Annotated in this window: 21 protein-coding genes; 6 read left to right on the forward strand and 15 right to left on the reverse strand. The window is 63.0% G+C overall.

Annotated features, from left to right (window positions below):
- Positions 1-31: 31 nt before the first annotated feature.
- Positions 32-1,483, reverse strand: a complete 1,452-nt coding sequence (locus tag NMQ14_RS08570) for a M48 family metalloprotease (protein WP_257095186.1) — start codon at positions 1,481-1,483, stop codon at positions 32-34.
- Positions 1,484-1,672: 189 nt separating this feature from the next.
- Here NMQ14_RS08570 and NMQ14_RS08575 point away from each other — a divergent pair, with 189 nt between their 5' ends.
- The 5 genes from NMQ14_RS08575 (at position 1,673) to NMQ14_RS08595 (ending at position 5,923) form a co-directional block, all read left to right on the forward strand.
- Entirely contained in the window at positions 1,673-2,143 is a 471-nt protein-coding gene (locus NMQ14_RS08575) for a response regulator (protein ID WP_257095188.1), read from the forward strand.
- A gap of 11 nt (positions 2,144-2,154) precedes the next feature.
- Positions 2,155-2,652, forward strand: a complete 498-nt coding sequence (gene moaC / locus NMQ14_RS08580; RefSeq protein ID WP_257095191.1) for a cyclic pyranopterin monophosphate synthase MoaC — start codon at positions 2,155-2,157, stop codon at positions 2,650-2,652.
- 94 nt (positions 2,653-2,746) lie between these two features.
- Positions 2,747-4,234, forward strand: a complete 1,488-nt coding sequence (locus tag NMQ14_RS08585; RefSeq protein WP_257095194.1) for a CYTH and CHAD domain-containing protein — start codon at positions 2,747-2,749, stop codon at positions 4,232-4,234.
- A gap of 78 nt (positions 4,235-4,312) precedes the next feature.
- Positions 4,313-4,774, forward strand: a complete 462-nt coding sequence (locus tag NMQ14_RS08590; protein ID WP_257095196.1) for a histidine phosphatase family protein — start codon at positions 4,313-4,315, stop codon at positions 4,772-4,774.
- On the forward strand, positions 4,775-5,923 hold the full coding sequence (locus tag NMQ14_RS08595) for a serine hydrolase (protein ID WP_257095198.1): 1,149 nt from the start codon (positions 4,775-4,777) through the stop codon (positions 5,921-5,923).
- On the opposite strand, the gene NMQ14_RS08600 is transcribed toward NMQ14_RS08595, so the two are convergent.
- From NMQ14_RS08600 to NMQ14_RS08665, 14 genes are all read right to left on the reverse strand, one after another.
- Complete coding sequence (locus tag NMQ14_RS08600; protein ID WP_257095200.1) at positions 5,896-6,936, reverse strand: isoprenylcysteine carboxylmethyltransferase family protein; 1,041 nt, start codon at positions 6,934-6,936, stop codon at positions 5,896-5,898. The two genes, NMQ14_RS08595 and NMQ14_RS08600, sit on opposite strands and share 28 nt — an antisense overlap.
- A gap of 64 nt (positions 6,937-7,000) precedes the next feature.
- Positions 7,001-7,702, reverse strand: coding sequence for a prepilin-type N-terminal cleavage/methylation domain-containing protein (locus NMQ14_RS08605; RefSeq protein ID WP_257095202.1), 702 nt, complete (start codon positions 7,700-7,702; stop codon positions 7,001-7,003).
- An 18-nt stretch (positions 7,703-7,720) separates the two neighbouring features.
- A complete protein-coding gene (locus NMQ14_RS08610; protein ID WP_257095204.1) occupies positions 7,721-9,352 on the reverse strand; it encodes an HD domain-containing phosphohydrolase in 1,632 nt (543 codons plus the stop codon).
- 28 nt (positions 9,353-9,380) lie between these two features.
- A complete protein-coding gene (locus NMQ14_RS08615; RefSeq protein WP_257095206.1) occupies positions 9,381-11,756 on the reverse strand; it encodes a GspE/PulE family protein in 2,376 nt (791 codons plus the stop codon).
- Positions 11,757-11,825: 69 nt separating this feature from the next.
- Positions 11,826-12,593 carry an MBL fold metallo-hydrolase gene (locus NMQ14_RS08620; protein WP_257095208.1) on the reverse strand — a complete coding sequence of 256 codons (768 nt, stop codon included), beginning with the start codon at positions 12,591-12,593 and terminating at the stop codon, positions 11,826-11,828.
- Between the two features lie 21 nt (positions 12,594-12,614).
- On the reverse strand, positions 12,615-14,852 hold the full coding sequence (locus tag NMQ14_RS08625) for a CHASE2 domain-containing protein (RefSeq protein WP_257095210.1): 2,238 nt from the start codon (positions 14,850-14,852) through the stop codon (positions 12,615-12,617).
- Positions 14,853-14,969: 117 nt separating this feature from the next.
- Positions 14,970-15,758, reverse strand: coding sequence for an FHA domain-containing protein (locus NMQ14_RS08630; RefSeq protein ID WP_257095211.1), 789 nt, complete (start codon positions 15,756-15,758; stop codon positions 14,970-14,972).
- A 12-nt stretch (positions 15,759-15,770) separates the two neighbouring features.
- Complete coding sequence (locus NMQ14_RS08635) at positions 15,771-16,544, reverse strand: Stp1/IreP family PP2C-type Ser/Thr phosphatase (RefSeq protein ID WP_257095504.1); 774 nt, start codon at positions 16,542-16,544, stop codon at positions 15,771-15,773.
- 113 nt (positions 16,545-16,657) lie between these two features.
- Positions 16,658-19,270 (reverse strand): serine/threonine-protein kinase, encoded by a 2,613-nt coding sequence (locus tag NMQ14_RS08640; RefSeq protein WP_257095213.1) that lies wholly within the window; start codon positions 19,268-19,270, stop codon positions 16,658-16,660.
- Between the two features lie 213 nt (positions 19,271-19,483).
- A complete protein-coding gene (locus NMQ14_RS08645) occupies positions 19,484-20,437 on the reverse strand; it encodes an ornithine cyclodeaminase family protein (protein ID WP_257095214.1) in 954 nt (317 codons plus the stop codon).
- A 6-nt stretch (positions 20,438-20,443) separates the two neighbouring features.
- Positions 20,444-21,187, reverse strand: a complete 744-nt coding sequence (locus NMQ14_RS08650) for a TerC family protein (protein WP_257095215.1) — start codon at positions 21,185-21,187, stop codon at positions 20,444-20,446.
- Positions 21,188-21,315: 128 nt separating this feature from the next.
- Positions 21,316-22,209 carry a succinate--CoA ligase subunit alpha gene (gene sucD / locus NMQ14_RS08655; RefSeq protein ID WP_257095216.1) on the reverse strand — a complete coding sequence of 298 codons (894 nt, stop codon included), beginning with the start codon at positions 22,207-22,209 and terminating at the stop codon, positions 21,316-21,318.
- 14 nt (positions 22,210-22,223) lie between these two features.
- Complete coding sequence (gene sucC, locus NMQ14_RS08660) at positions 22,224-23,390, reverse strand: ADP-forming succinate--CoA ligase subunit beta (RefSeq protein WP_257095217.1); 1,167 nt, start codon at positions 23,388-23,390, stop codon at positions 22,224-22,226.
- A gap of 190 nt (positions 23,391-23,580) precedes the next feature.
- Entirely contained in the window at positions 23,581-24,279 is a 699-nt protein-coding gene (locus tag NMQ14_RS08665) for a fumarylacetoacetate hydrolase family protein (protein WP_257095218.1), read from the reverse strand.
- Between the two features lie 211 nt (positions 24,280-24,490).
- On the opposite strand from NMQ14_RS08665, the gene NMQ14_RS08670 reads away from it, so the two are divergent.
- Positions 24,491-26,644 (forward strand): FimV family protein, encoded by a 2,154-nt coding sequence (locus NMQ14_RS08670; RefSeq protein WP_257095221.1) that lies wholly within the window; start codon positions 24,491-24,493, stop codon positions 26,642-26,644.
- Position 26,645 lies beyond the last annotated feature (1 nt).

Consider the following 26,645-nt stretch of genomic DNA (forward strand, 5'->3'; position numbering starts at 1 on the left):
CGAGTTTACACCGGTCCGCCCGGACCGGTGTTCACAGCCCGTCGCGCTTGAGTTCAGCCAGCTTCTCGCGCAGTTCGCGCAACCGCGCGTCGACCACCGACTGTTGATAAAAGTCGCCATCGGCAGCGCGTTGAGCGATCTCGAGCTGTTCGATCGCCGCCTGATACTGGCCGTTGAGCGCGTAGGCTTCGGCCTGCGCGCGGTGCTGCGCCAGCCGCTGGTCGAGCAATGCATGGCTGCGTGCCTGGTAGCGATACAGGCGCGGGTCCTGCGTATAGGCCAACACCTCGTCATTGATCAGTGCGAGTGCCTCGGCTGCTCGCCGGTCGGCGAGCAGCGCCTCGATCAGACCGTAGGTGAGCGCGCGCGAACGCGAACGCTTCAAACCGTCGCGAAAGCGCTCGATGGCGCCTTTGGCATCACCCGATTCGAGAAGGATCAGGCCGGCAAGATTGTCGAGCATCGGTGATTCGAAGCGCTCGGCACGCAGCCCGTCCACCTCTAGCTGTGCGCGGGCAAAATCGCGCTGGCGCAATGCGGCATGTGCCAGACCGAAACGCGCGGCGAGCCGGATGCTGCCCTGCACGTCGCGCAAGCGATTGTCGAATTCGGCCAGCGCCTCCCTTGCATCGCCTTCATAGGCGCGCAGCTTGGCGCGCACCAGCAGAAAATCGAGGCTGTCCGGCACCTGTCTGTAGGCGGTTTCCTCGATACGGGCGCTGGCGTCGGTGATGCGTTCGACCGTCAGGGGGTGGGTGCGCAGATAGGCCGGCGAATTGCTCTCGTAGAAGCGCGCCGAACGCTGCATGCGTTCGAAGAAGGCCGCCATGGCGCGCGTGTCGAACCCTGCGCTGTCAAGCATCTGCAGTCCGATGCGGTCGGCTTCGCGCTCGAAATCGCGCGTGTAGGCAAGTTGCGACGCGACCGTCGCCGCCTGGCCGGCTATGAGGGCGCCCTGCGCGACCTGCGAGTTGCCGCGCGCCGCCAGTACCGCAATGACCAGCGATGCCAGCGCAAGGATGGTCGACTGCCCGCGATTGGAGAACTGACGCGCGATGTGACGCTGCGTCACGTGTGAAATCTCGTGCGCGATGACGGACGCCAGTTCGGATTCGCTCTGCGCGGTGACGATCAGTCCGCTATGCACGCCGATGAAGCCACCCGGCCAGGCAAAGGCGTTCAGGCTCGGATCGCGCAGCGCGAACAGTTCGAAGTCCTGCGTCGATCCGGGCAGCTTATCGGTGAGCCGGTCGGCGAGATGATTGAGGTAACCGTTGATTTCCGGGTCATCGACGTACGCACGCTCGCGCACCCGCATGTCGCGCCACAACGCAAGGCCGATGCGATTCTCCAGCGCGGGTGACAGGTCAGCCTGAGCCGAGTCGCCCAGATCGGGCAGCGGTTGCGCGGGTACGGACAAGGGCAGCAGAAGGACGGCAACGACAGCGGTGCGCAGGCTGCGGCGGGTGAAGAAGTGACTCATGGCGATGCTATGATAACGAAGCGAAGTGAACGATCGTTCGGTTCCGGTACCCCGGCCCGTACCGTCGCTCCGCAGCCCGGACAGCCCGCTGCACGACCGGCGGCAACCGGGCACCCGCAGGGCGTCGCCTGCCATGTTCCACAGGCATTGCCAGACAGCCATCCTCACCCATTCACGCCTACGCACCCGATGTCATCGATTCCGGTTGGTTCGCACGCCCTGCTGCTGATTGAAGACGTGCCCGAGGATGTGAAGCTCATCACCACGGCACTGCGCACCATCGTGCCTGCCGACCAGATCAAGGTCGTACCGTCGGGCGAGGAAGCGCTCGACTACCTGTTCGGTCACGGCAACTACGCCGGACGCGATACGCGGTACCAGCCCGCGCTGATCATGCTGGACCTCACGCTGCCGCGCATCAACGGCATGGAAGTGCTGCGTCTGGTGCGCGCCGACCCGCAGACGCATGTGTTGCCGGTGGTCGTCGTGTCCGCCTCCTCGCAGCAGCGAGACATCCGCACCGCGGCCCAGCTTGGCGCCAACAGCTTCGTCCGCAAGTCGCTCGACTTCGTGAGCTTTTCCGAAACGCTGACGCTGCTGGCCCGCTACTGGCTCGAACTGAACATCCAGCCGCCGCATCCGTCGGCGATGGCGCGCTGAGGCTGCGAACCATGAGTGCCGACAAGCCGCTGAACCCTCAGTTGACCCATTTCGACGCCGAAGGCCAGGCCCACATGGTCGATGTCGGCGACAAGGCGCACACCGCGCGCGTGGCGCGCGCCGCCGGGTCGATCACCATGCTGCCCGCCACCTTCGAGCTGGTGCGCGACGGCACCGCGAAGAAGGGCGACGTTCTGGGCGTGGCGCGCATCGCCGGCATCCAGGCCTCGAAGCGCACGTCCGACCTGATTCCGCTGTGCCATCCGATTGCCCTCACCAAGGTCAGCGTGGATTTCACGCTCGATGCAGCCGGCAGCACGGTGCATTGCGAAGTCACCGCGCGCACCACCGGCCAGACCGGCGTCGAGATGGAAGCGCTCACCGCGGTCAGCGTGGCCCTGCTGACCATCTACGACATGTGCAAGGCGGTGGACCGCGGCATGCAGATCGGTGACATCCGCCTGCTCGAGAAAGCCGGCGGCAAATCGGGGCACTGGCAGGCGGACTGAATCGGGCCGCGCCGCCGCAAGGTGACGAAGCCGGGCCGTTTCGTTCTACCATCGGCGCCTTCCGGGCAATGACGCCCGATGCGACAGGACAGTCATGGGCCGGGAAACGGAACTCAAGCTGGCGCTCGCCGAACACGGATGGCGTGCCTTTTCGCGGCACCCCCTGCTCCGTCAGGCGGTCACCGCGCCGCAGACGCACACCTTGCGCAACCTCTATTTCGACACGCCGGATTTCCGCCTGCGCGAGCAGCGCGTGGCGCTGCGATTGCGCCGCGTCGGACGGCGCTGGCTGCAGACTGTGAAATGCGCAAGCGCTGCCAGCGCCGGCCTGTCCTCCCGCCCCGAGTGGGAACAGCCCTTTACCGGCCAGTTCGATTTTTCGCAGGTCGATGACGCCGCGCTGCGCCGCCTGCTCGAAGGGCTGCGTGACCGCGGCTTGCTGGCGCAGGTGTTCGAGACGAATTTCGAGCGGCGCGAATGGCGTTTCGCGGCGGGTGACGGCGAACTGCTGTTGATGGCCGACCGCGGCATGATCGAAGCGGGCGGGCGGCGCGACAGCATTTCGGAGCTGGAACTGGAACTGGCCGGCGCACCGATCGAAGCGCTGCTCGACCATGCCGACACCCTGGTGCGCACCCTGCCTCTGCGTGCCGAATCGCGCAGCAAGGCGCAGCGCGGATACGCACTGATCGAAGACAAGCCGTATCAGCCGGTGCGTGCCACGCGTTCGCCGGTCGATCCACAGGGCGGTGCGCAGGACGCCTTCCGCGCGGTCGCGCTGGATTGCATCCAGCACTACCAAGCCAACGAAGTCGGTGCGCTGCAGTCCGACGCGCCGGAATTCATTCACCAGATGCGGGTGGCGCTGCGCCGGCTGCGCAGTGCGCTGCGCCTGTTCGCGCCGGCGCTGCCCGAAGGCATGGCGGCCGATCTCGCGTTGCCGCTGCGCGCGCTTGCCGGTGATCTGGGTGAGCTGCGCGATCGGGACGTGCTGCAATCCGAACTGCTCGCGCCCGTGCTGTCCCACGACGCGGCCGCTAATCTGCACGCACTCGATGGCGCGCTTCATGCCACCCGGCAGCAGGTGCGCGACCGCGTGCAGAAAGCGCTGCAGGACGGCCGGCAGGCACGTCTGATGATGGCGCTGCTGCGTGCGCTGCATGAACTGCCGCCGGGCGGTGAAGGCAATCTGCGCACGCTGGCGCACAAGCGTCTGGCCCGTGCCCATGCGCGCATGGTCGATGGCTGCCGGCACGCGGCCGAAGGCGACATCGGGGCACTGCATGCGCTGCGCATCGACATCAAGCGGCTGCGCTACGCGATCGAATTCTTTGCGCCGCTGCTCGGCCCGCGCAAGACCAAACGGGCGATCGGCGCACTGATGCAGGCGCAGGAAGATCTCGGCTTCCTGAACGACCTGAGCCAGGCCGGCCCGCGCCTGCTCGCCGCTGCCGGCGACGACCCCGAACTCGTGGCGGCCGTGGCGTTGATCGCACGTCATCACCTTCCGCGCTACCGCAGGATCGTCGGCGATGCCCCGAAACTGCTGAAACGCCTGTCGCGCATGCCTTTGCCACGCTGACATCGCCGTGCGTTCATTCCACTGTCACGCCCGGCGCCCACACTGCCGCGCGCCCTGAAAATGATGGAGGAAACAGACATGGAATTGATACTGTGGCGCCACGCGGAGGCCGTCGACACCCTGCCCGACGCGACACGCCGCCTGTCCGGCCGCGGCGAGCGCCAGGCCGCACAGATGGCTGCATGGCTCAAGCCCCGGCTGCCGAAGCAGACCCGCATTCTGGCCAGCCCGGCCACCCGCTGCCAGCAGACCGCACAGGCGCTCGGCCTCGAGTTTGAAACGTCCCGCCTGTTGTCGACCGACAGCTCGGTCGCCGACCTGATCGCCGCCTCCGAGTGGCCGACCGGCGGCGGCGCAGCGCTCATCGTCGGCCATCAACCCACGCTCGGCCAGCTCGCCGCGCTGCTGCTGTCCGGTCAGGAAGCGGACTGGACCGTGAAGAAGGGCGCGGTGTGGTGGTTCAGCAACCGGGTGCGGGACGGGGAGACGCAGACGGTGTTGCGGGCATCTTTGACAGCCGAACTGCTGCAGTCGCAGTGAATGAGTGCCTGGGCGCGCTTCGTCGGTGGTCTCGTGATGATGTCGTGCCTGTGGGGTGGCGTTGTCCTTGACGCGGCAGCGCAGGAACTACGATCGACCTGCGCTGAAAATCTTCGAAACAGCGTGCGTGCTGCAGCTCAGTCTAGAGAACTCCCGGGTCTGCAGTTTGCATTGCTGCATCAAAGCGGCGAATTCGTCGAGCTTGCGGTCGGCGAAGCGTCGCCAGGCAAGCCGCTCACCGTCAAGCAGCCCCTGCGCATCGCCAGTCTGTCGAAAGTACTGACGGGGCTCGCGGCGCTCGAAGCCGACCGATCGGGCCTGCTGCCGCTCGACAGCTATCTGATCGACGCGCTCGATCTGTCGCGAAAGTCTGTTGGCGAAGGGGCGGGCTCGATCCGCATACGTGACCTGCTTGCCCACCGAAGCGGACTCGCGCGCACCGACGGACTCGACGAAACGCTGCGCCCCCGGCCACGCTGTCCGGGCCGGTCGGCCGAAGTGCTTGCTGAGCCGCTTGCACGCCGCCCCGGCGAACGGTTTGAATATTCGAACATGGGGTATTGCCTGGTCGGCGAAGCGCTGTCGAAGGCGCACCATGCACCTCTCTCGGAAGTCATCGGCAGCATGGTGGAACGCCACATCGGGGCATCGTCACTCCGCGTTCATGACGGCCGCAGCACGGCCGTGCTGTATCACCCCAGCCCGGACGACAGGGCTGACGATCCGGCACGCTACCGATTCAATTACAGCGCAATGCTGGCCAGCGGCGGCTTCGAATCGACCGCAACGGATCTTGCACGACTGATGCACGCCGCATTCGACAGGACAAGCCTGGATCTTCTGGACATCGCACCTGATGCGTGCCGGCGCCTCACCGGGCGGCGCAACTGCCACGGCCTGATATTCCATGTTGAGCGTCGCTTCGGCGATCCCGCCGTTTTCTGGCGCGATGGCAGCCTCCCGGGCACGACTGCACTTGCGGCAATCACGGCGGATGGCGCATGGACATGGGTTGCGCTTTCGAATCAGCGCCGTACAAATTGGCAGGGATGGAATGAATCGTTACTGCAGGCACTTGATGAAGGCGCCCGCGCGTTCAATCAATGCACAAGCACTCGTGCTCAGACGATGCCCGGGATAAAGCGATAGGGAACACGCTGCATGTATTCGCGATAGCCATTGTCGGTCATCAGCAGATGACGCTCCTCGGTCAGCGCACGTGCGATGTAGATCGTTGTCCAGCCGCACAGGGACAACAGGATGGCGACCACTTCCAGCGGCGACCGCTGCACGGCCAGCCACAGCACGGGCATGGCACCCAGCCACCACGCCAGATTCTTGAATGTGTAGGCGGGATGGCGAATGAAGCGATAGACCCCCGTATCCACAATACCGCGATTGGTGAGGTTGCTGGCCTTGAAGCCAAGACTCAGGCTGGCCGCGCTATAGACAACGAATGTCAGCAACACGGCGAGATTCAATGCGAACTGCACACCCACAGCATCGGCCGCGGGTGAATCCGTGCTGTACCAGCCGATGAATGATTTCAGACCAAGATTGAAAGGTGGGTAACAGATGATGCAGACCAGCCATCCCGACAACGTCGGATCGACCGATACAAAAGTATTCTTCAGTTTCGGGTGATCCACCATGTAACCGATGGTGAAGAAGAACACATCAAAGAAGATCACTAGATGAATGAGCTTCGCATGCAGCACCTTGTTGTAGAGCTCCATCCAGTTCATCGAAGCCGCGGCTGCGCCATTCAGCGTGGCTGACAGATCGAAGAACCCGGAAAGATGCTGCGCGAGCCACGACACCATCAGCGGCGCAAAGAAGAATTTCAAAAGCAGGATGCGCGCCGCGAGCGATTCGGCATTCGAAAACCGCCGTTTTTCAAGCATCAAAGTTCGGCACGCACGTGCCACGACCAGCGCCTTCGACTCACCGTCTGAATGACGGTAATAAAACGGTAGGGCTATCGCGTAGGCGATGACCACCCATGCGTAGATATTGAAGATCGAAAGGTGCAGCTCACTGCCTTCCAACTGGAAGCTGACTGTCTTGTTCAGCAATTCAACGTGCCACGGGCTGATCCGCGTGTAGTACGTCAGACCGAAGCCGAGGAACAGAAGGGTGGCGAGGTAGCTGTAGAGGCGCATGGCGTCAGAATCAAAAAAGTGAAGGCCCCTTCCGGGGCCTTCACTAGTGGCGTCTAAACCTCTATTAGCCACCAGTACTGCTGGTCGAGCTCGTTGAGCTGGTTGAGCTGGTTGAGCTGGTTGAGCTACTCGCCGCAGCCACATTGTTCTTCTCAATGGCCGACTTCGCGGCCGTATTGGTGACAGTTGTCGTATTTGTCCAAGTGATGTTGGCGGATGTCGTACCTGCTGCCGGCGTGGAGGGAGTCATCGTAACCACTAATCCGTCGACATTCGTACCAATTCCTGCAGCCGCAAAGGTAAGTGTTATGACACCGTCAGCTACCGTTGCGGAAGCTACCTCCTTCGTCGGCGTAAAAGCGGCGATGTTGTTTTGGCCAGTATCGCAGTCAGTGCGAACACCACCGTTGTCCTGAATGCAAATTGCAACCGCAGTCTTGAGTCCGGTTACTGAACTCAGCGCACTTCCAACTTTCGCACGGATCGTATAGTCCTGATACTGCGGAATCGCGATCGCCGCGAGAATACCGATGATGGCAACCACGATCATCAGTTCGATCAGCGTAAAGCCTTGTTGAACCTTTTTCATATCACTCTCCTGAAATTTGAACGGAACGGGCGCCTGTGCGCTCAGGGTGATATCGAGCAAGGCGGGTGCCAGCTTTAGCGATTTTTTACAAATGATTGATTTACAGTATTTTTTATTTCCGCTTGTGCTGACACAGTCCGAAACAGATGCCTGCGTGCTGACGCGCACAGGCAGCATGTGACGCAAATTGTCAGTTCAGGGCTGGAAGCCGGGGATGGACGACAGGTCGACGTCGTCGATCTGTTCCGGGTCGAGGAAGGTTTCGGCGTACTTGAGATAGACCTTCTGACGCACGAACACGTCGAACAGGTCGGGATCGATGTGGCCGTTCAGGCGGAACTTGCCGAGGATGTGCAGGGCTTCCGACAGTCGCATCGGGCGTTTGTACGGCCGGTCCTTCGCGGTCAGCGCCTCGAAGATGTCGGCGATGCCCATGACCCGCGCCTGCACGCTCATCTGGTCGCGCGCCAGTCCGCGCGGATAACCCTTGCCGTCCATGCGCTCGTGGTGACCTCCGGCGTACTCCGGCACATTGGTCAGGTGGCGCGGCCAGGGCAGCGCTTCGAGCATGCGTATCGTCGATACGATATGGTAGTTGATGATTTCCCGCTCGGCAGCCGTCAGCGTGCCGGCGCGTATGGTCAGGTTTTCGACCTCTTCCTCGCTCAGGCAGGACCGTTCCGAGCCCTGTGAATCGGTCCAGCGCCAGCGGCGGGCGATCGCATGTACCCGCTCTACGTCGGCATCGCTCATGCGTTCGGAACCGATGTTGGCGTGGTGCAGGAAGGCGCGGTCTTCGTCGATGTCGCGCAGCCGGTCGGCGCCGTGGCGTTCGATCTGGGCCAGCACGGCCGGCGAGGCGTTGGGGCCGGCAGCGAAGCGGCTGTTGAGGGTGGCCAGTTCGATGTCGCGCCGGATCAGTTCGAAGCGGGTATCAATCAGTTCGATGCGGTCGAAAATGGTCTGCAGCTTGGTGGCCTTGTCGACCACGTGCACGGGCGTCGTGACCTTGCCGCAATCGTGCAGCAGACCGGCGATCTTCAGTTCGTAGCGGTCGGCTTCGGTCATCGTGAAGCCGGCGAGCGGGCCATCCTGCGTGTCATTCACGGCTTCGGCCAGCATCATCGTGAGCGTCGGCACGCGCTGGCAGTGGCCACCGGTGTACGGCGACTTTTCGTCGATCGCGTTGTTGATCAGCGTGATGAAGGATTCGAACAGGGCTTCGAGCTGGCTCACCAGCTGGCGGTTGGTCAGTGCGATGGCGGCCTGCGAGGCCAGGGATTCGGCCAGCTGGCGGTCCGAGCCGGAAAAGATGCCGACGGCGCCGGTGACCGGATGCACGGCGTTGATCAACTGCAGCACGCCGATGACCGCGCCCTCGTGGTTCATCATCGGCACGGTCAGGAAACTGGTCGAGCGGTAGCCGGTGCGTGCGTCGAAGGCGCGCGTGCCGGAAAAGTCGAAACCTTCTGCGCGGTAGGCATCGGCAATGTTGACCGTCTGCCTGTTCAGCGCGCTGTAGGCCGCCACCATGGACAGGTTGGGCGAGCCGTCGTCGAGGTGCAGCGACAGCGGCGGAAAGGCGATCGGCTTGCCGGTGCTGCCCCCCATCGCAATACCCAGCGAGTCGGTACGCAGGATTTCGAAGCGCAGGTGCTCGCCCGCTTCGTCGATGCGGTACAGCGTACCGCCGTCGGCATGGGTGATGGTTTTGGCCGCCAGCAGGATCTTTTCGAGCAGCGCATCGATGTTGCGCTCGTTCGACAGCGCGCTGCCGATCTCGTTGAGCTGTTCCAGGCGCCGCAGCAGATCGTCGAGGGTATCCATGGCGTGCGTTCCGGTCGGCGCCCGCGGCCTACTTGATGCAGACCGCGCGAACCTGCTTCATGTCCGTCGCGCCCGACAGCACCTTTTCCATGCCGTCCATCTTCAGCGTGCGCATGCCTTCCTGCAGCGCAGTCGCCAGCATGGTGGCCACGCGTTCACGCTCCTGGATGTTCTTCTTGATCGCGTCGGTGCCGATCATCAGTTCGTGCAGGCCAAGCCGCCCGCGATAGCCGGTTTCACCGCACTCCGGACAACCTTTGGCTCGGTAGAGCGTGAAGCGGCCCTTGTCGTCGGCGTAAGCCTTCTTCCACTCGTTGAAGATGCGCGTCTTCGCACCTTCGGCATCAACCACGAAATCGGGCGTATTGCGCATTTCCTCGCAGTACTCCTGCAGGAACTGCTTCATTTCGTCGTCGCTCGGATGCCAGGCTTCCTTGCACACCGGACACAGCCGCTTGGCGAGACGCTGAGCCAGCACGCCGAGCAATGCGTCGGCGAAGTTGAAAGGGTCCATGCCCATGTCGAGCAGGCGCACGATGGATTCCGGCGCGCTGTTGGTGTGCAGCGTCGAGAAGACCAAGTGGCCGGTGAGCGAAGCTTCGATGCCGATCGCCACGGTTTCCTTGTCGCGCATTTCACCAACCATGATCACGTCCGGGTCGGCCCGCAGGAAGGCGCGCATGATGGCCGGAAAATCCAGCCCCGCCTTCTTGTTGATCTGTACCTGCCGCAAGCCCTTCTGCGTGATTTCGACCGGGTCCTCGGCGGTCCAGATCTTGGTTTCCGGCGTGTTGATGTAGCCGAGGATGGAATGCAGCGTGGTGGTCTTGCCGGAGCCGGTCGGGCCGCAGACGAAAAACAGGCCGTAGGGCTTGCTGACCGCCTCCTTCAGCCTGCCGAGGTTCACCGGCAGCACGCCCAGCTTGTCCATCGGAATCGGCTCGCCGGCAGCGAGGATACGCATCACGACATCTTCGACGCCGCCAGCCGAGGGAATGGTCGCGACCCGCAGTTCGATGTCGAGCGGACCGAACTTGCGGAACTTGATCTTGCCATCCTGCGGCTTGCGACGCTCGGAAATGTCGAGGTCGCACATGATCTTCAGGCGGGTGACCAGCGCGCTCCGGTAGCTGGCGGGCACTTCGATGTACGGGTGCAGCGTACCGTCCTTGCGGAAACGCACATGGGTCTTGTCCTTGCCCGGGCGCGGTTCGATGTGGATGTCGGATGCGCCCTGCTGGTAGGCGTCGATGATGATCTTGTTCACCAGCCGCACCAATTCGTTGTCGGCGGCGGCGCTGACGTCATCATTACCGGAGTCCTGCGCGGATTCGTCCTCGCCCAGCATGTCCGACAGCAGGTCGCCGACGCTGGTTTCGTCCATCGTCGAGCCGTAGAACTGGTCGAGCGTCTGCACGAATTCCTTCGTCGTGGTGACGCGGAACAGCAGCTTGGACTTCGGGAAGATGTTGTTGACGACGCGCGCGCCCTTGACCTTTTCCGGGTCGAGCGCCATCACGACGATGCCGTCCTTGCCCTCCTCCACCGGCACCCACTGCTGTTCTTCGAGGTATTCGCGCTTGAGGTTCTTGATCAGGTCGAAGGGCTTGATACGCTCCGGCCGGAAGTGTTCATAGGCGACGCCGAAGAACTTGGACAGCGAGGCACCGATCGCCTGTTGCTTGACCTGGAAATCACGCGCCAGCACGTCCTCGACATCGACGCCCTTGCGTCTTGCCGCACGCGACGCCAGATCGAACTCCTGCGGCGACATGACGCCATCGACGACGAGGTAGTCGTATTTCGACTTGACGACGTGGGTGCTGCGGTTGCGCTGCTGGAAAGCGACCGCCAGCGTGTGCGCCATGCTCAGCAAGCCCTCTTCCGCAAGCGCCGAAAAAGGCTGGCCGGACTTGTTGTTGATCAGCTGGACGACCCCGAGCAGGTCCTTCTTCTCCGGATCGAGAATGGGCGCGACCAGCATCTGCTTGGTCCGGTAGCCGGTCTTCTTGTCGACGCCATCGAGGAAACGCAGGCTGGGCGAATGCGACTTCAGCTCCTCTTCGTCGTACACGTCGCGCAGATTCAACAGGCGGCGGCTCATGCCGACGAAACCGGCGACGGACTGTTCGGTCAGCGGCAACCGGAGGTCCTTGAACGAATTCAGGCCGGTCTTGACCTTGGACACGATGGTGGACTTGTCGTCGCCCAGCACGTAGATGGTCAGACGATCGGCGTTGAACAGCGCAGAAATTTCCTGCGACAGCTCAAGCATGATTTCGTCGATATTGGTCGTGGCATGAATCTTCGTCGTGACGCCCTGAAGATTCTTGAAGAAGGCCAGCCGGCTCGATACATCGCTCATGGCGCCCAGATCACTCGCCGGCGGCATCACTGCACTCATTCGATCACCTCGTTTCCGCTGGCCGGCGCACCCCGCGCGAAGGCTTCGCGCAGATGTGCTGAAAGCCGGTCAGAAGTCGAAAACATGATTGTTGCGCAACATGCGGGGTTGGAGTGCGCCCAATGTTTCGGCGATCTCGCGCATGGTCATGATCATCTGGCTTGGTTTCAGATGCGTGATGTAGATTTCGGCCGGGTGTTCCAGTTTCTGGAGCTCACTTGCCAGCATGTCCGGGCACAGATGGCGCGACATCACCGCCAGTTGGCGGTCGCGGTCCGGAAAGGCGGTTTCAATGATGAGATAGCGCAGGTCGGGCAGTGCGTTGACCGCCGACCAGAATTCGTCACACACCGTGGTATCGCCGGAAAACGCCAGCGTGCCACCGGCCGAACGCACGGCGTAGCCGACGGCGGGAACGGTGTGTTGCGCGGGCAGCACCCGGATAGCGCGGCCGCCCAACTCGATCTCGTCGCCGACTCGCAGTTCGCGAAAGCGCATGAACGGCTTCTCGGCGGACGGAATCTCAGTGAAATCAGGCCAGATCGACCAATTGAAGATGTGGCGACGCAGGACTTCCAGCGTCGGGCCGGTTGTCCATACGGTCAGCGGTGTCTCGCGCAATTCACCTACGGTGTCAACCATCAGCGGCAGACAGGCGATGTGATCGAGATGGCTGTGCGTGACGAACACATGATCAATGCGCGAAAGCTCGGCGATTGAAAGGTCACCCACGCCGGTGCCGGCGTCGATCAGGATGTCGTTGTCCACGAGCAGCGAGGTGGTGCGCAGATTCGCACCACCAATACCGCCACTGCAACCGAGCACCCGTATCCTCATCAGTTCCTGATCCAGAAAACACTACTTCGTTTCAAATGTCCGCACGCCGTCCCAATCCTTCCCGGGTGGGTGGCGACGATAATCGGCAATCTGTTCGGCGTACAGCCGGTATAGTCCGCAGTCCGGCGCAATGCGCTGCAGGTTGAACAAGGTCAGTTCAGCCTGATCCCACTCCTGACCGCGAAACTGTCGCAACGCCAGATTCCACAACTTAAGTTCTTCGACCCGACTGCGGTCGAATTCGCTTTCGAAGGCGAGCGGTTCGAAAATAGATACCGGCTCGTCCTTGCCCTTCACCCGGACCCGGTCGATCTCGCGAAAGACGACATCCTTGACCGCACGTCGCGTCGCCTCGCCAACCAGTACACCAACGCCGTACTGCTTGGTCAGCCCCTCCAGGCGGGACGCCAGATTCACCGCATCGCCCATGACAGTATAGGCTTTGCGTACCGGTGACCCCATGTCACCGACCGTCATCGGGCCGGTGTTCAAACCCACGCCTATCTTCAGTTCCGGCCAGCCACGCGCCATCAGCGAGCGGTTCAGATCAGCCAGCGCCGCGTGCATGCGCAGCGCAGCCGCCACGGCGTGCCGGGCATGTTCGGGGTCATCGACCGGCGCACCCCAGAAAGCCATGATGGCGTCACCGATGTATTTGTCGAGCGTCCCACGCTGATCCTGAATCACCGCCGTCATTGCGCCCAGGTAATCGTTCATGAGCTGCGTCAATTGTTTCGGTTCGAGACCTTCCGAAATGCTGGTAAAGCCCCGGATATCCGAAAAAAGCACGGTCAGCTCGGCATTTCGCCCCTCCATGCTGTAGTGCTCGGGGTTGCGGCTCATTTCCTCGACCAGTTCGGGCGGCACGTACTGCCCGAACATGCGGGTGAACTGGCGCTTCGAACGTGATTCGAAGAAGTAGCCGTACGACATGTTAAGCGCATAAAGCCCGACGACGAGCAGCACCGATGCCGCCAGCGGCAGAACGAAGTCGGCAAACTGCCAGAAGGCGAAATTCATGCCGACCAGCGCGAGCAGCGCACCACCCGCCAGCAGCGTCGCGTACTGAGGCGAGAGCCGCGGCAGCGACCAGATGAGCAGGCCGCCGATCACGAGCAGCACGACCACATCGAACCCGGTAACGTACTGCGGGCGATGCTTGATGCTGCCATCGAGCATGCCGGCGACCAGGTTGGCGTGAATTTCCACCCCCGGGTAGGTGCTGCCGACGGGCGTGGCACGCAGGTCAAGCAGCCCGGGTGCGGTGGTACCCAACAAGGCAATCCGCCCCTTCAAGGCATCGACCGGCGTGCGGCCGGCCAGTACATCCGCCAGCGAGTGGTAGGCGAAACTGCCTTGCAGGCCGCGATAGGGGATCAGCGCGGCGACATTCTCGTCGACCGGCACACGCAATGTACCCTTGCGGGTCGTCATTTCCAGCCATTCGAGTCCGGCGTAGTCACGGCTCGCCGAGGAGAAGACCCCGCTTTCGGCGTATCCCGGTGCCAGCTTCGGGCTGCCCAGCAGCGTGCGGACGATGGCGAGCGAAAGCGATTCGTAATAGGCGCCCTTGTGCTCCACCAGCATCGGTACGCGCCGGTTCAGACCATCGAAATCGGGCAGCGGATTGAAGTGGCCGGCGCCAAGTGCTTCCTGCTGGAAACGCGGCAGATTGGCACCAAAGCTGTTGAAGGTCGCAAACGCGATGTTGCGGCCGCGAAAGGTGCCGGCCGGCAAGACCGGCTCCGGCAGCGCACCGCTGTTCAGGCCGTCTTCGCGGTTGCCGAAGTAGTAGCCCAGCAGGACGGGCCGGTTCTTGAGGGAGGCCGCAAACCGCTGGTCGTAGTCGAGCTGCGGCCTCAGCGTGTCGAGCGATGCACGGAAATCGGCGTTGTCGGCGAGCACGCCTTGCGCAAGACCTTCCAGCGCCGGCAGCCCCGAACTGGTGTCCGGCTCGGCAAAAACAACGTCGACGCCGAGCAGGCTGACGCCGTAGCGGTCGAACAGCAAGTCCATCAGCACCGCCAGCCGTTCCCGCCCCCATGGCCATCGCCCGACTTCGGTGAGCGATTTCTCGTCGATGTCCAGAATGACAACCCGGTCATCGATGCCGCCAGGCATCGTCAGCGACAGCTTGGTGTCGTAAGCGATGTGATCAAGGTTGCCCAGCACCGGAATCTGGTACAGGCGGGCGGCGTGGCCGAGCAGGATCAGCAGGAACAGCAGGCCGATGCCGTAGCGCAGCGCGTTCTGGTTCATTGCAGACGTCCGGGAACGCACCCCGACCCGGGCCGCGCCTCATCCGGCACAAGCCCTGCGAGGCGGCGGACGGCAGGCGCCGGACGCGGCAGCATGACAGGCTCGGATCGGGCGTCGTCAGCGCTTGATGAAGAACTCCATCTTCACACCGGCAATTTCGATCACGTCGTGATCCTCGAGCGCGTGCGCCTGGGCATCGAGCTGGCGACCATTGACGACCGGCATGTTCGCGCCTTCGACATGGGTGATGAAATAACCTTGCGGACGGCGTGTGATGACGGCGACCTGCAGCCCCGGTTTGCCGAGCGTGGTCAGCGTCTTCGTCAATTCAAGTTCGCGTCCGGCGTTGGCACCGTTGAGAATCTGGATTGCACCGACTTGATTGGCGCTCGCGGCCGGCGGCGGCGGGGGTGCCAACGGAGGGGGAGGCGGCGGCAGTCCGGAGCTGCCGAGCGACGAACCGGCCGGCATCGACTGCCCAGGACGGAAACCGGTCTGCGTATCGGTCTGGGCACGCACCGGTGCCGGCGCAGGCGGTGCATCGGCCGACGCCTTGCGCATCATGTCCGGACGCAACACCATGGTTTTTTCGAAATCCGGCGACTGCGCGACAGTCGGCGTTTCGTTGATGTACTTGAGTCGGTACTTGCCGAGCTCGACCACATCATTGTTCTGCAGGAAGTGCTTCTTGATCGGCTGACCATTCACATAGGTGCCGTTCGTGCTGTTCATGTCCTCAAGGAAGGAATCGTTGAGGATGGTGACGATGACCGCATGCTCGCCGCTGATCGCAAGATTGTCGATCTGGATGTCGTTGTGCGGTTTGCGCCCAATGGTGGTGCGCTCCTTGGCGAGCGGCAACTCCTTGAGGACCAGTCCATCCATGCTGAGTATCAGTTTTGCCATTTTCCAGTCCCTTTACTTCAACCATGCGAGCAGACGCGCAAGCCAGCCGCGTTCGGTGGCAGGAAAGGCCTGCAGCACCCTGACCAGTATGACCGACACGTTGTCGCGTCCGCCATTGTCGTTAGCCATCTGTACGAGTTGTTCAGCCGCCAGGTCGAGGTTGGCCGACAGCGCCTGCAGCGTGAGTGCGATGTCGTCGTTCTCGACCATGTCGTTCAGTCCGTCGGAACAGAACAGGTAAACGTCTCCGGGAAGCGCGTCGTAGGTGTGTATTTCGGGCTCGACTTCCGGATCGACACCCAGCGCGCGCGTCACGAGGTTCTTGTTCTGGGACCGCCGGGCGTCCTCTTCCGTAATCATGCCGCTGTCGATTTGCTCCTGCAACAGCGAGTGATCACGCGTGACGCACTCGAAGGCGCCGTCGCGCAGCCGGTACATGCGCGAATCGCCGATATGCGCGACGGATATGTGATTGTCGCGAAAAACGGCCATGACCAGGGTCGTGCCCATGCCCGAATACTGCGGCTGGCTCTCGGCCGCCTGATAGATTGCGTTGTTGGCGCGGCCAATGACCGATTCCAGCAGTTGTGACACACCGTGTTTCGCGTCCTGCAGGCCCTGCGCAAGCTCGGAACCGATGACTGCGGTCGCCATGCCGCTTGCCACCTCACCGGCGTTGTAGCCGCCCATGCCGTCGGCCAGTATCGCGAGGCCGACACCAGGCTGCGTAAACACCGCGTCCTCATTGTGGGTGCGCACCATACCGGAATGGCTGCGACTGACCATCTGCAGCGCCTGACCGAGATCCCGGGTCATGTCAGTACCGCCCGGACAAGCAGAAACACGGACACATCCCCTCCGGGGACAGCAGGTGGTGCGGGCATGCGGACTGTGTCATGTCAGATATCGAAATCAACTTGGGTGATGGATTGTGTCAGGTTGCCGGCGCAGGTACGCAGGTCGGCCGCCATGTCTCCACCCGACTGATAGCGCGCATCGACTTCCTTGGCGAGCGCACGGTCGATGATGGCCGACAGGCAATCCGGAACGTCAGGACGGATGTCACGGATGTCCGGATGTGCTTCGTTCGCAATGCGGAACATCAGCTGCGCCATGGAATCGCCTTCGAAGGGCAGCTTGCCGCAGACCATCTGGAACAACATGACACCGAGCGAGAACAGGTCGGAACGGCCGTCGATCTTCTTGCCTGCCAGCTGCTCGGGCGACATGTAGGACGGCGTACCAAGCACCATGCCGGTCTTGGTGCGTGACGAATCGGTGATGCGCGCGATGCCGAAGTCGGTCACCTTGACCTGATCCGACTCGGCTTCATACATGATGTTGGCGGGCTTCACGTCGCGATGCACGACCTGGTTGCCGTGCGCGTAGGCGAGCGCCTCGGCCACGCGCGCCACGACGTCCATCACCTTCGGCAGCGGCAGCAGCTGACCCGGCTTGGTCTGCGGCACCAGGTCACGTCCCTTCAGGAACTCCATCGCGATATAGGCGAGATCGTGCTCTTCACCGGCATCGAAGATGGTGACGATGTTCGGGTGATTCAGGCGCCCGGCGGTTTCGGCTTCGCGGAAGAAGCGTTCCTTCACATCGGCCAGCTCTTCCTCGTCGAACTCCTGCGAAAGCGCCATCGTCTTGATGGCGACGACACGGTTGATCTTCGGATCGCGTCCGAGATAGACGACACCCATGGCGCCCTTGCCGAGTTCCTTCTCGACCTGGTAGCGCCCGAGCATCGGCTTCTCGACCGTGCCGTCCTCGAGGATGCTGGTATTCGTGCGACCACCGCTGCCACCTCCGAGCATGACGGTTTCCGACATCGCCTTGGCGCGCTTCACCCGTGTTTCCAGATCGCGGAACTTCGGGTTGTACTCCGCCATGTGGCGAAACACGCTTTCCGCCTTGTTGAACTGGCGCTTGCGCTCGAAATCGAGCGCAAGGTTGTAGAGGTTCTCCATCACCGCGTCGGACAGCGGAACCTGGCGGAACTTGTCCCAGGCCATGTCGAGCTGTCCCTGGCCCTGGAAGGCCAGTGCCAGCATGCGGTTCGACTCTGCCGACTGTTCATCGGACTTCACCTTGCCACGCTCGGTCACCAGGAAGCGCTTGGTCGTCAGCAGCAGATGGCCGACCAGCAGCAGTGCGGCCGGCAACATGAGCTGCAGCCAGACGAGCTGGCTGGTCATCAGCACGAAGTGGGTTGCCAGCAGTGCAACGAAAATGGCAGCGGTAACGCCGGCACCCAGGCCGGCCTTCAAGCGGGGCAGCAGCACGATGAGGTAAAGCGCAACCAGCAGGAACACGCCGAACTCAGCCGCCACCGACCACGGCGGCGAAACGAAGAAATGCTCCTGCAGGATGCTGGACAGACCGTGCGCCATCACCTCGACCGACGACATGGCCGGCGACACCGGCGTGGCGTAGAAATTGCCTATGCCCGGTGCGGTCTGGCCGATCAGAACGATGCGGTCGCGGTACTTGTCGAGCGGGATCTTGCCGCTCATGACGTCGAAGAAGGAATCAACCGGAAAGGCCGGTTTGCCGCCTTCGCCACGGTAGTAAAAGCTGTACATGCCCAGACTCGGGTCGGTGGCAACGTTGAGGCGGGCCAGCGACACCGACTCGCCCAGCGTGACCTTGATGTCAGCGACGCCGAGATTCAGGCTTCTTGCCGCAATCAATAGCGGCAGCGACGGGTAGAACTGGTCGAAATGGGTCATCACCAGCGGATGAAGCCGCAGGCCGCCGTCGCGATCAATCGACGGATTCAGGTGACCCACCGCTGCCGCAACCGTACCCAGCTGTTCGATGACGCCGGCCGATACGTCCAGCGTCAACGGCGGCAGCGGCTCGGAACCACTCACGTTGGTCAGCGCGGTAGCGCGCACGAAGTCGGGCAGCGGCTTGTCGGGGCGGCCCTGCGGTTCGCCATCGAGGAACAGCATCGGCAGCGCGACATTGCCCGCCTTCTTCATGCTGTCAGCGAGTTGCCGGTCGGTATTCAGCGCCGCTTCGGCTTCGCGCAGGGTGGCACCAAAGGCGTCCAGCGGATTGACGGCCTGCACGGGCGGATCAACAGCCACCTCACCTTCGACAACGGGTGCGGCAGCCACCGCGATCTCGAACTGGTCACGCGCCTGCTGCTCGAGTGCAAGCAACCTGTTTATGTAGACGAGACCCGGATCGAGCTGCGGCTCCGCGAAGAAGATCGTCGTACCAACCACCTTGGCCTGTGCCTGCGCCAGCTTGTCGATCATGCGGGCATGCACATCACGCGGCCACGGCCAGCGGCCGATGTTGTCAATGCTCTGCTGATCGATCGCGATGATGGCGATGCGCGGACTGGGCGTACGGTCGGTCGCTGCGACACCGATATCGTAGGCCTTGCGTTCGAGACTCTGGATCAGATCGGACTGGGTGGAGAAAAGGAACAGCAGGCTGATGACGACGCCCAGGAACCAATCCGTCTTCCATACAGCGGCTTTGGCCACGCTCACCCCCGAAAAATTGTGGCTTCCTGATTGCTGGAGGCCGGTGACCTGCTTGTTGTTGTGCGACTTACCTGATTTTCCGCAAAACCAAGTCTCACGAGAAAACAGTCATCTGTCACATATTCTTGCAGTTCAGCCTCAACTCCGTCAAACGGGGCTTCACCCCGCGCGGTGGAATATCACGCTGCGCGCATTCAAATCGTCACATTGCGCCGGCCATCAGTACGGCAGCTCGCGGCCAAGGCCGGCCATCCTGGCCTTTTCGAGCAGGCGCGTTGCCAGCGTGAGGTCCTGGATCGCCATGCCCTGCGACTCGAACAGCGTGATGTGGTCTTCCGCCTGGCGCCCCGGACGCATGCCGTTCAGCAACTCGCCCAGTTCGATCATCCCGTATTCGGCCAGGCGGCCTTTTTCGAGCGCCGGCAGCAGGTCGCCGGATTCACGCAACGCGGTCGCGCGCGAGTCGACCGCAACCACGGCAGCGCGGCGGATGACGGTTTCGTCGATCTCGCGACGGATGAGCGCGTTGGAACCGGCGGCCGTCACGTGCGCACCGGGCTTGAGCCAGCGCCCGTCGAACAGCGGTTCGCTGGCGGTGGTGATGGTCACGACGATGTCCGCCGACTTCACCATCTCCTCGGCACTGGCGGCCGGACGAACCTTACGGTCGAGCCGCGCCGACTGTTCGCTGCAGAAGGCGTCGAGCTTGTCGCGCTTGCGGGCGAACACCTGGATGTCGTCCACTTCGCGCACTGCGCACAGCGCGGCGATCTGGCTTTGCGCCTGCCAGCCGGCGCCGAACACACCGGCGACTTTCGACGCCGGATTCGACAGCAGCCGGGCGGCCAGCCCGCCTGTCGCGCCCGTGCGCATCATGCCCAGGTAGTCGGCTTCCAGCACCGCAAGCGCGCGGCCGGTCGCGGCATCGAACAGATGGACCCAGAAGCGCGCCGCCTCGCGGCTGGTCGTGTAGCTCTTGTAGCCGATCACACCGAGCGGAAGCACGGCGCCGTGCAGCATGTGCAGCGCCGAAGTCGGGGTGCGGCTGCGCGCGCGCGGCGTATCGATGGCTTCGCCGGTGGCGTGCCAGCGGTGAGCGTCCTCCACCGCAGACAGCGCGTCCTGCAGGGTCAGCACCTGACGGACGTCGCTTTCGGTGAGGTAGAGCGCCATGGTGGGTTACTGGATCGGGTAGTCGACCGGCTTGTTGCGCGCGCCGAGGACCTTGCCGAGTGCCAGCACGAAGATCGCGCCGACCACGCCTGCGCCGTAGCGCACGGCGGCAACCGCTTCCGGTGCCGCGGTCGGTGAGGACGGCTCGATCAGCGGCAGATAAGGCGTGATCGCCGGATCGCCAACCGCCATGGTGCCGGCAATCCAGCCAAGCAACATTGCACCGAGCGTGATGATGACGGGGTATCGGGTCATCAGCCCGAGCACGATCTGACTGCCCCACACGATGATGGGGATCGACACGACCAGGCCGAATACCACCAGCGCGAACTGGTGATCGGCACCAGCACCTTCGGCTGCGCCGGCAATCGCAATCACGTTGTCCAGGCTCATCACGAAATCGGCCACGATGACGGTCTTCACCGCCGCCCACAGTTTGTCGCTGGGCTTGATGTTCGCGTGGTCGTCGTCGTCGTCGGCCATCAGCAGCTTGATGCCGATCCACAGCAGCAGCAGAGCGCCGATCAGCTTCAGGAACGGGAGCTTGAGCAGCGTCAGCGCAAACATGATGAGCACCACACGCAACACTACGGCGCCTGCGGTACCCCACATGATGCCCAGCCGACGCTGCGCCGGCGGCAGCTTGCGGCAGGCCAGCGCGATCACCACCGCGTTGTCGCCGCCGAGCAGGATGTCGATCATGATGATCTGACCGACAGCGAGCCAGAATTCGGGAGAACTGAAATCCATGATGGTCTTGCATTCGAATTGCGGAAGGGCGGATTCTACCGGTGTGGCCGCATGACGAGCACAAATGAAAAGGCCACCGCCGAAGCGGTGGCCTTCCATCGTCACGTCTGTTTGTCAGTGCGCCGGAATCAGAGCAGCCCCTTGAGCAGCTTGCCCATCTCCGACGGATTGCGCGTCACCGTGAAGCCGCACGCCTCCATGATTTCCAGCTTGGCATCGGCCGTATCGGCACCGCCGGAAATCAGCGCGCCGGCGTGACCCATGCGTTTGCCGGCCGGCGCCGTGACGCCAGCGATGAAACCGACGATGGGCTTCTTCATGTTGGCCTTGCACCACTCGGCCGCTTCCGCTTCGTCCGGACCGCCGATTTCACCGATCATGATGACCGCATCGGTATCCGGATCGTCGTTGAAGAGCTGCATCACTTCGATGTGCTTCAGGCCGTTGATCGGGTCGCCACCGATGCCGACCGCGCTCGACTGGCCGAGGCCGATCTCGCTCAGCTGACCGACCGCTTCGTAGGTCAGCGTGCCGGAGCGGCTGACCACGCCGATACGACCCTTCTTGTGGATGTGGCCCGGCATGATGCCGATCTTGATTTCGTCCGGCGTGATCAGACCCGGGCAGTTCGGACCGAGCAGTCGCGTGCGCTTGCCGCCGGCCGCCTCCTTGGCCTTCATCCGGTTGCGCACCATCAGCATGTCGCGCACCGGAATGCCTTCGGTGATGCAGATGACCAGATCGAGTTCGGCTTCGACCGCTTCCCAGATTGCAGCGGCCGCGCCCGGGGGCGGCACATAGACCACCGACACCGTGGCGCCGGTTGCTGCCCTGGCTTCCGCCACGGTGGCATGGATCGGAATGCCTTCGAAGTCTTCGCCCGCCTTCTTGGGATTGACGCCGGCGACGAAGCAATTCTTGCCGTTCGCATAGTCACGGCACATGCGGGTGTGGAACTGGCCAGTCTTCCCGGTGATGCCCTGGGTGATGACCCTGGTGTCCTTGTTGATCAGAATCGACATGTGTTGTGTTCCCCTCAGTGTCCGGCCACGGCGGCCACGATCTTCTGTGCCGCATCCGCCATGCTGTCGGCCGCAATGATGGGCAGACCCGAATCCTTCAGGATCTGCTTGCCCAGATCTTCGTTGGTGCCCTTCATGCGTACCACCAGCGGCACGGTGAGATGCACTTCGCGCGCCGCGGCGACCACGCCTGTCGCAATGGTGTCGCAGCGCATGATGCCGCCGAAGATATTGACCAGGATGCCGCGCACATTGGGGTTGCGCAGCATGATCTTGAACGCCTCGGTCACCTTCTCGGTCGTGGCGCCGCCGCCGACGTCGAGGAAGTTGGCCGGCTCGGCGCCATATAGCTTGATCACATCCATCGTGGCCATGGCCAGACCGGCGCCATTGACCAGGCAGCCGATGTTGCCGTCCAGCGACACGTAGGACAGATCGAACTTCGAGGCCTCGATCTCCGCCGGATCTTCTTCGTCCAGATCACGGAAGGCGACGATGTCTTCGTGACGGTAGAGCGCGTTCGAGTCAAAATTGAACTTGGCGTCCAGCGCCTTGATGTTGCCGTTGCCTTCGAGTATCAGCGGATTGATCTCGGCCAGCGAGGCGTCGGTTTCCATGTAGCAGGTGTACAACTTCCTGAAGGTATCCATCGCCTGGGCCTGCGACGCCGCCGGGACGCCGATGCCATCCGCCAGTTCCTTCGCCTGCGCGTCGGTCAGTCCGACCAGCGGATCAACGAACACCTTGATGATCTTTTCCGGCGTGTTGTGGGCGACTTCCTCGATGTCCATGCCGCCTTCGCTCGACGCCATCAGCGCCACCTTCTGCGTGGCGCGGTCTGTCAGCGCAGCGACGTAATATTCCTTCCTGATGTCGGCGCCTTCCTCGATCAGAAGGCGGCGGACTTTCTGTCCATCCGGGCCGGTTTGATGGGTCACCAATTGCATGCCCATGATCTGATTGGCGAATTGCCGCACTTCGTCGAGCGACTTGGCCACCTTGACACCGCCACCCTTGCCGCGGCCACCGGCGTGAATCTGCGCCTTCACCACCCAGACCTTGCCACCCAGCGACTCGGCCGCTGCCACTGCCTGATCAGCTTCGAAGCAGGGCACCCCCCGCGGGGTCACTACACCGAAACGGCGCAATACCTCTTTCGCCTGATACTCATGGATCTTCATGCGTATTCCTCGCCTTGTTGTCCGCACTGTTGCTGGAATGCCGGCCCGGCGGGTTCCACCGGACAGGTCCTTCAGGCACGGGGCGCCGGTTGGCGCACCATCCAACGGGGCGGCGTGCGCACCGCCTCGTATAATCCATAATTATACAGCTCATAAGCCGCACTGAAACCTCGGAACGGCAAAACGCCGATCAATTTTGCGGCGGCGCAATATCCACGCACAGATCGGCAACACCGTCCACACGTGCGTCGACGCGGTCACCGGGTTGCAGCGCCGCAACACCCGCCGGCGTGCCGGTGAACAGCAGATCGCCCGCGCGCAGTTCGACCAGCCGCGAAAGCCTGACCAGCAGCGTGTCGACATCCAGAATCATGTCGGTCAGGTTGCCCCGCTGACGCAACTGACCGTTCACCGACAATTCGATCTGTCCCGCGCGCGGGTGGCCGCATTCGGTGGCGGGCACCAGCTGCGACACCGGCGCACTCTGGTCGAAACCCTTGCCCATGTCCCACGGCTGTCCCTTGTCGCGTGCCGCACGCTGCAGGTCCCGCCGGGTCAGGTCCAGCCCGACGCCGTAGCCGAAAATGCAGGCGCGCGCCTGCGCACTGTCCAGGTTGCGGCCACCCCCGTGCAGTGCCACCACCAGTTCCACTTCATGCTGCAGGTCAGTCGTCGCTGTCGGATAGGCCACCGCAGCGGGCCCGTTCACCACTGCATCGGCCGGCTTGGAAAAGAAGAACGGCGACTCGAGCGCCGGGTCATGCCCCATCTCCCGCGCGTGCTCAGCGTAATTGCGCCCGACGCAATAGATGCGCCGAACCGGAAAAAGGGCTTCTTCACCCTGTACCGGAAGCGTCGGTTGAAGCAATGGAAACAGCAGCATCGGCATGGCAGGCACCTGCAGGGTTGTCGTGACACACAATTTTGCCTGTAGCGGCATCGCTTGGCACGACGCGGCTCGGGCCGCATTGCGCCATTAAAGTAAAGTTTCCCCTCCTGCGGCCGAAAGCACTGACATCGATCAATTCTCTCAGGCGCATGAAGGTTCGGAGATCCTTGTGACCCCTCGACGTCCGCTACATCCACGCACGCTTGATTACTTGCGTCCGACCCTACTGGCAGCCGCGTTGCTCGCTGCAGGTCTGCATGCACAGGATGCGCTCGCACTCGGATTGGGGGCGATCAGGACCAAATCGGTCATCGGCGAGCCGTTCCGCGCAGAAATCAACATGCTCGGTGAAGGTGAAGCCGTTCCGGCCAGCACCTGCTTTTCGATCAATGCGCCGGCCACGGCTGCTGCGGACGATCTGCCGTGGCTGTCGAGCGCCCGCATCCGCACGCAGGGGCGCACCGTTTTCATCAGCAGCGCACAAGCCATCAACGAACCCATCCTGATGGTCGGTTTACGCATAGGCTGTGGTTTCGAGCTGGCGCGCGAATACGCCGTGTTGATGCAGCCGTCCGGCGCGCCGCAGATCGAGGACACCGTGGCGCCCGCACCGATTGCGCCCGCAGTGGTCCCGACACGCCGCACTGCGGCAAGCACCCCGATCGATGCTCCGACTGAATCCGTGGCCAATGACCAGCCTGCGCAGCCGAAGCCGAAACCGGAACGCAAGACGCGACGCCAGAAGGAAGCCGCGACTGTCGACCGCCTGTGGGTGGCGCCAAATGCCGATGACGGCAACGGACTGAAAATGTCGGGGGGCCTGTCGCGTCGCGCCGAGGCCAGTGAAGCCCAGCGCGAGGTGCTGCGCACGGAGCAGCGGCTGCTCGCCGCGCTCGACGAGCAGATTGCGACCCATCTCGCCATCGCCGACAAGGTCAAGCAGCTCGAGGCACGCATGGCCGAACTGCAGAAGCAGCTCGGTCGGACCGAAGCATCGATGAACGCCGCCTTGCCGCCGGAGCAAGCCACAACTCCCGTCACCGCCCGGCCTGACGTCACGCAGGAAGCGCCAGCGGCTGCCACCGTGGAACCGGATGCTGTGATTCAGCAGGCGCCTGCCGAAGACAGCCCGGCGATCGAATCGACCGCGGCGGAGGCACCATCAGGCCCGGACGAGGTTGTCGCGCCGCCAGCCGGGCTGACCAACGAGCCGGTGCGCGTCATCAACAAGCTGCCGCCCGATACCGTGCCGGATGCCCCCGAAGCGAGCGGCGTAAACTGGCTGGTCGCAGCACTCGGTGCTCTGGCCGCCGGGTCCGTACTGGGCGGCGCCTGGGTATGGCGCCGTCGCGCCCGCAAGCTCGCAGCCAACGCAGCCTTGCGCAGCCGCCATGCAGAAGAGGCCGTCACCCGCATGATGATGAGCCAGACACTGCCGCCGCAGGCGGTGGACACGCAGGCCGCGCAGGACGAAGTGGATACGACGGCCTGGACGCAGCCCCGGCAACAGGCCCCCGAATATCCGGTCGGGCCGACAGCAGGCGCGCCCGAAGCCGTGTCGTTCGAGCATTTTCCCGGCGAAGCACCCGCCGAGAACATTCAGGACCTGGATATTGCGCAGCAGCACCAGGTCGCGGACAGCGCGACTTCCGGAGATGCGCCTGCCGTTGATTTCGAACTGGGGCAGATCGACGCAAACGGAGCGGGTACGCCGATTCGGCTCGACCTCGAATTCGACGGCTTCACCGGTTCGACGAGCAGTGTTGGCGTAACCAAACCCAGCGCAGCACCACTCGGTCCGAGGCTGGTCAGCAGTACGGCCACCACACCTGCTGCCCTGAGTTTCGACCAGACCGCCCGACCCGCCAATGAAGAGGCGCCGCCGTCCCCCGAGCATGTGCTCGAACTGGCCGAAATCATGATGTCCTTTGGTCGTGCCGAGGGCGCAGCGCAGACGCTGTCCGAATTCCTGCGCGATTACCCGAAGGAGTCGATCATTCCATGGCTCAAGTTGCTCGATCTTTACCACTCGAGCGGCCGGCGCGGCGAATACGACGATCTTGCGCCCAAACTGAATCGCGCATTCAACGCCAAGGTGCCGGACTGGGAGCATTTCAGCGGCCCCACGACGTCGGAATCGGTCGAGCAGTTCGGCCACATCATGGCGCGCATCAATGCCTGCTGGCCGAATCAGGATTGTCTGGACTACCTGGTGGAGCTGCTGCGGGACAACCGCGCCGGCGCCCGCGTCGGTTTTCCGCTCGGTGTGATCGACGACATCCTGCTTTTGAAGGCCATGCTCGAATGGCTGATCGCCAACCCATCGATCACCGAAACCCAGACATCGCGGCTGGCACTGCTGTAAG

It is taken from the genome of Methyloversatilis sp. XJ19-13 (genome assembly GCF_024580155.1).
GTDB lineage: Bacteria > Pseudomonadota > Gammaproteobacteria > Burkholderiales > Rhodocyclaceae > Methyloversatilis.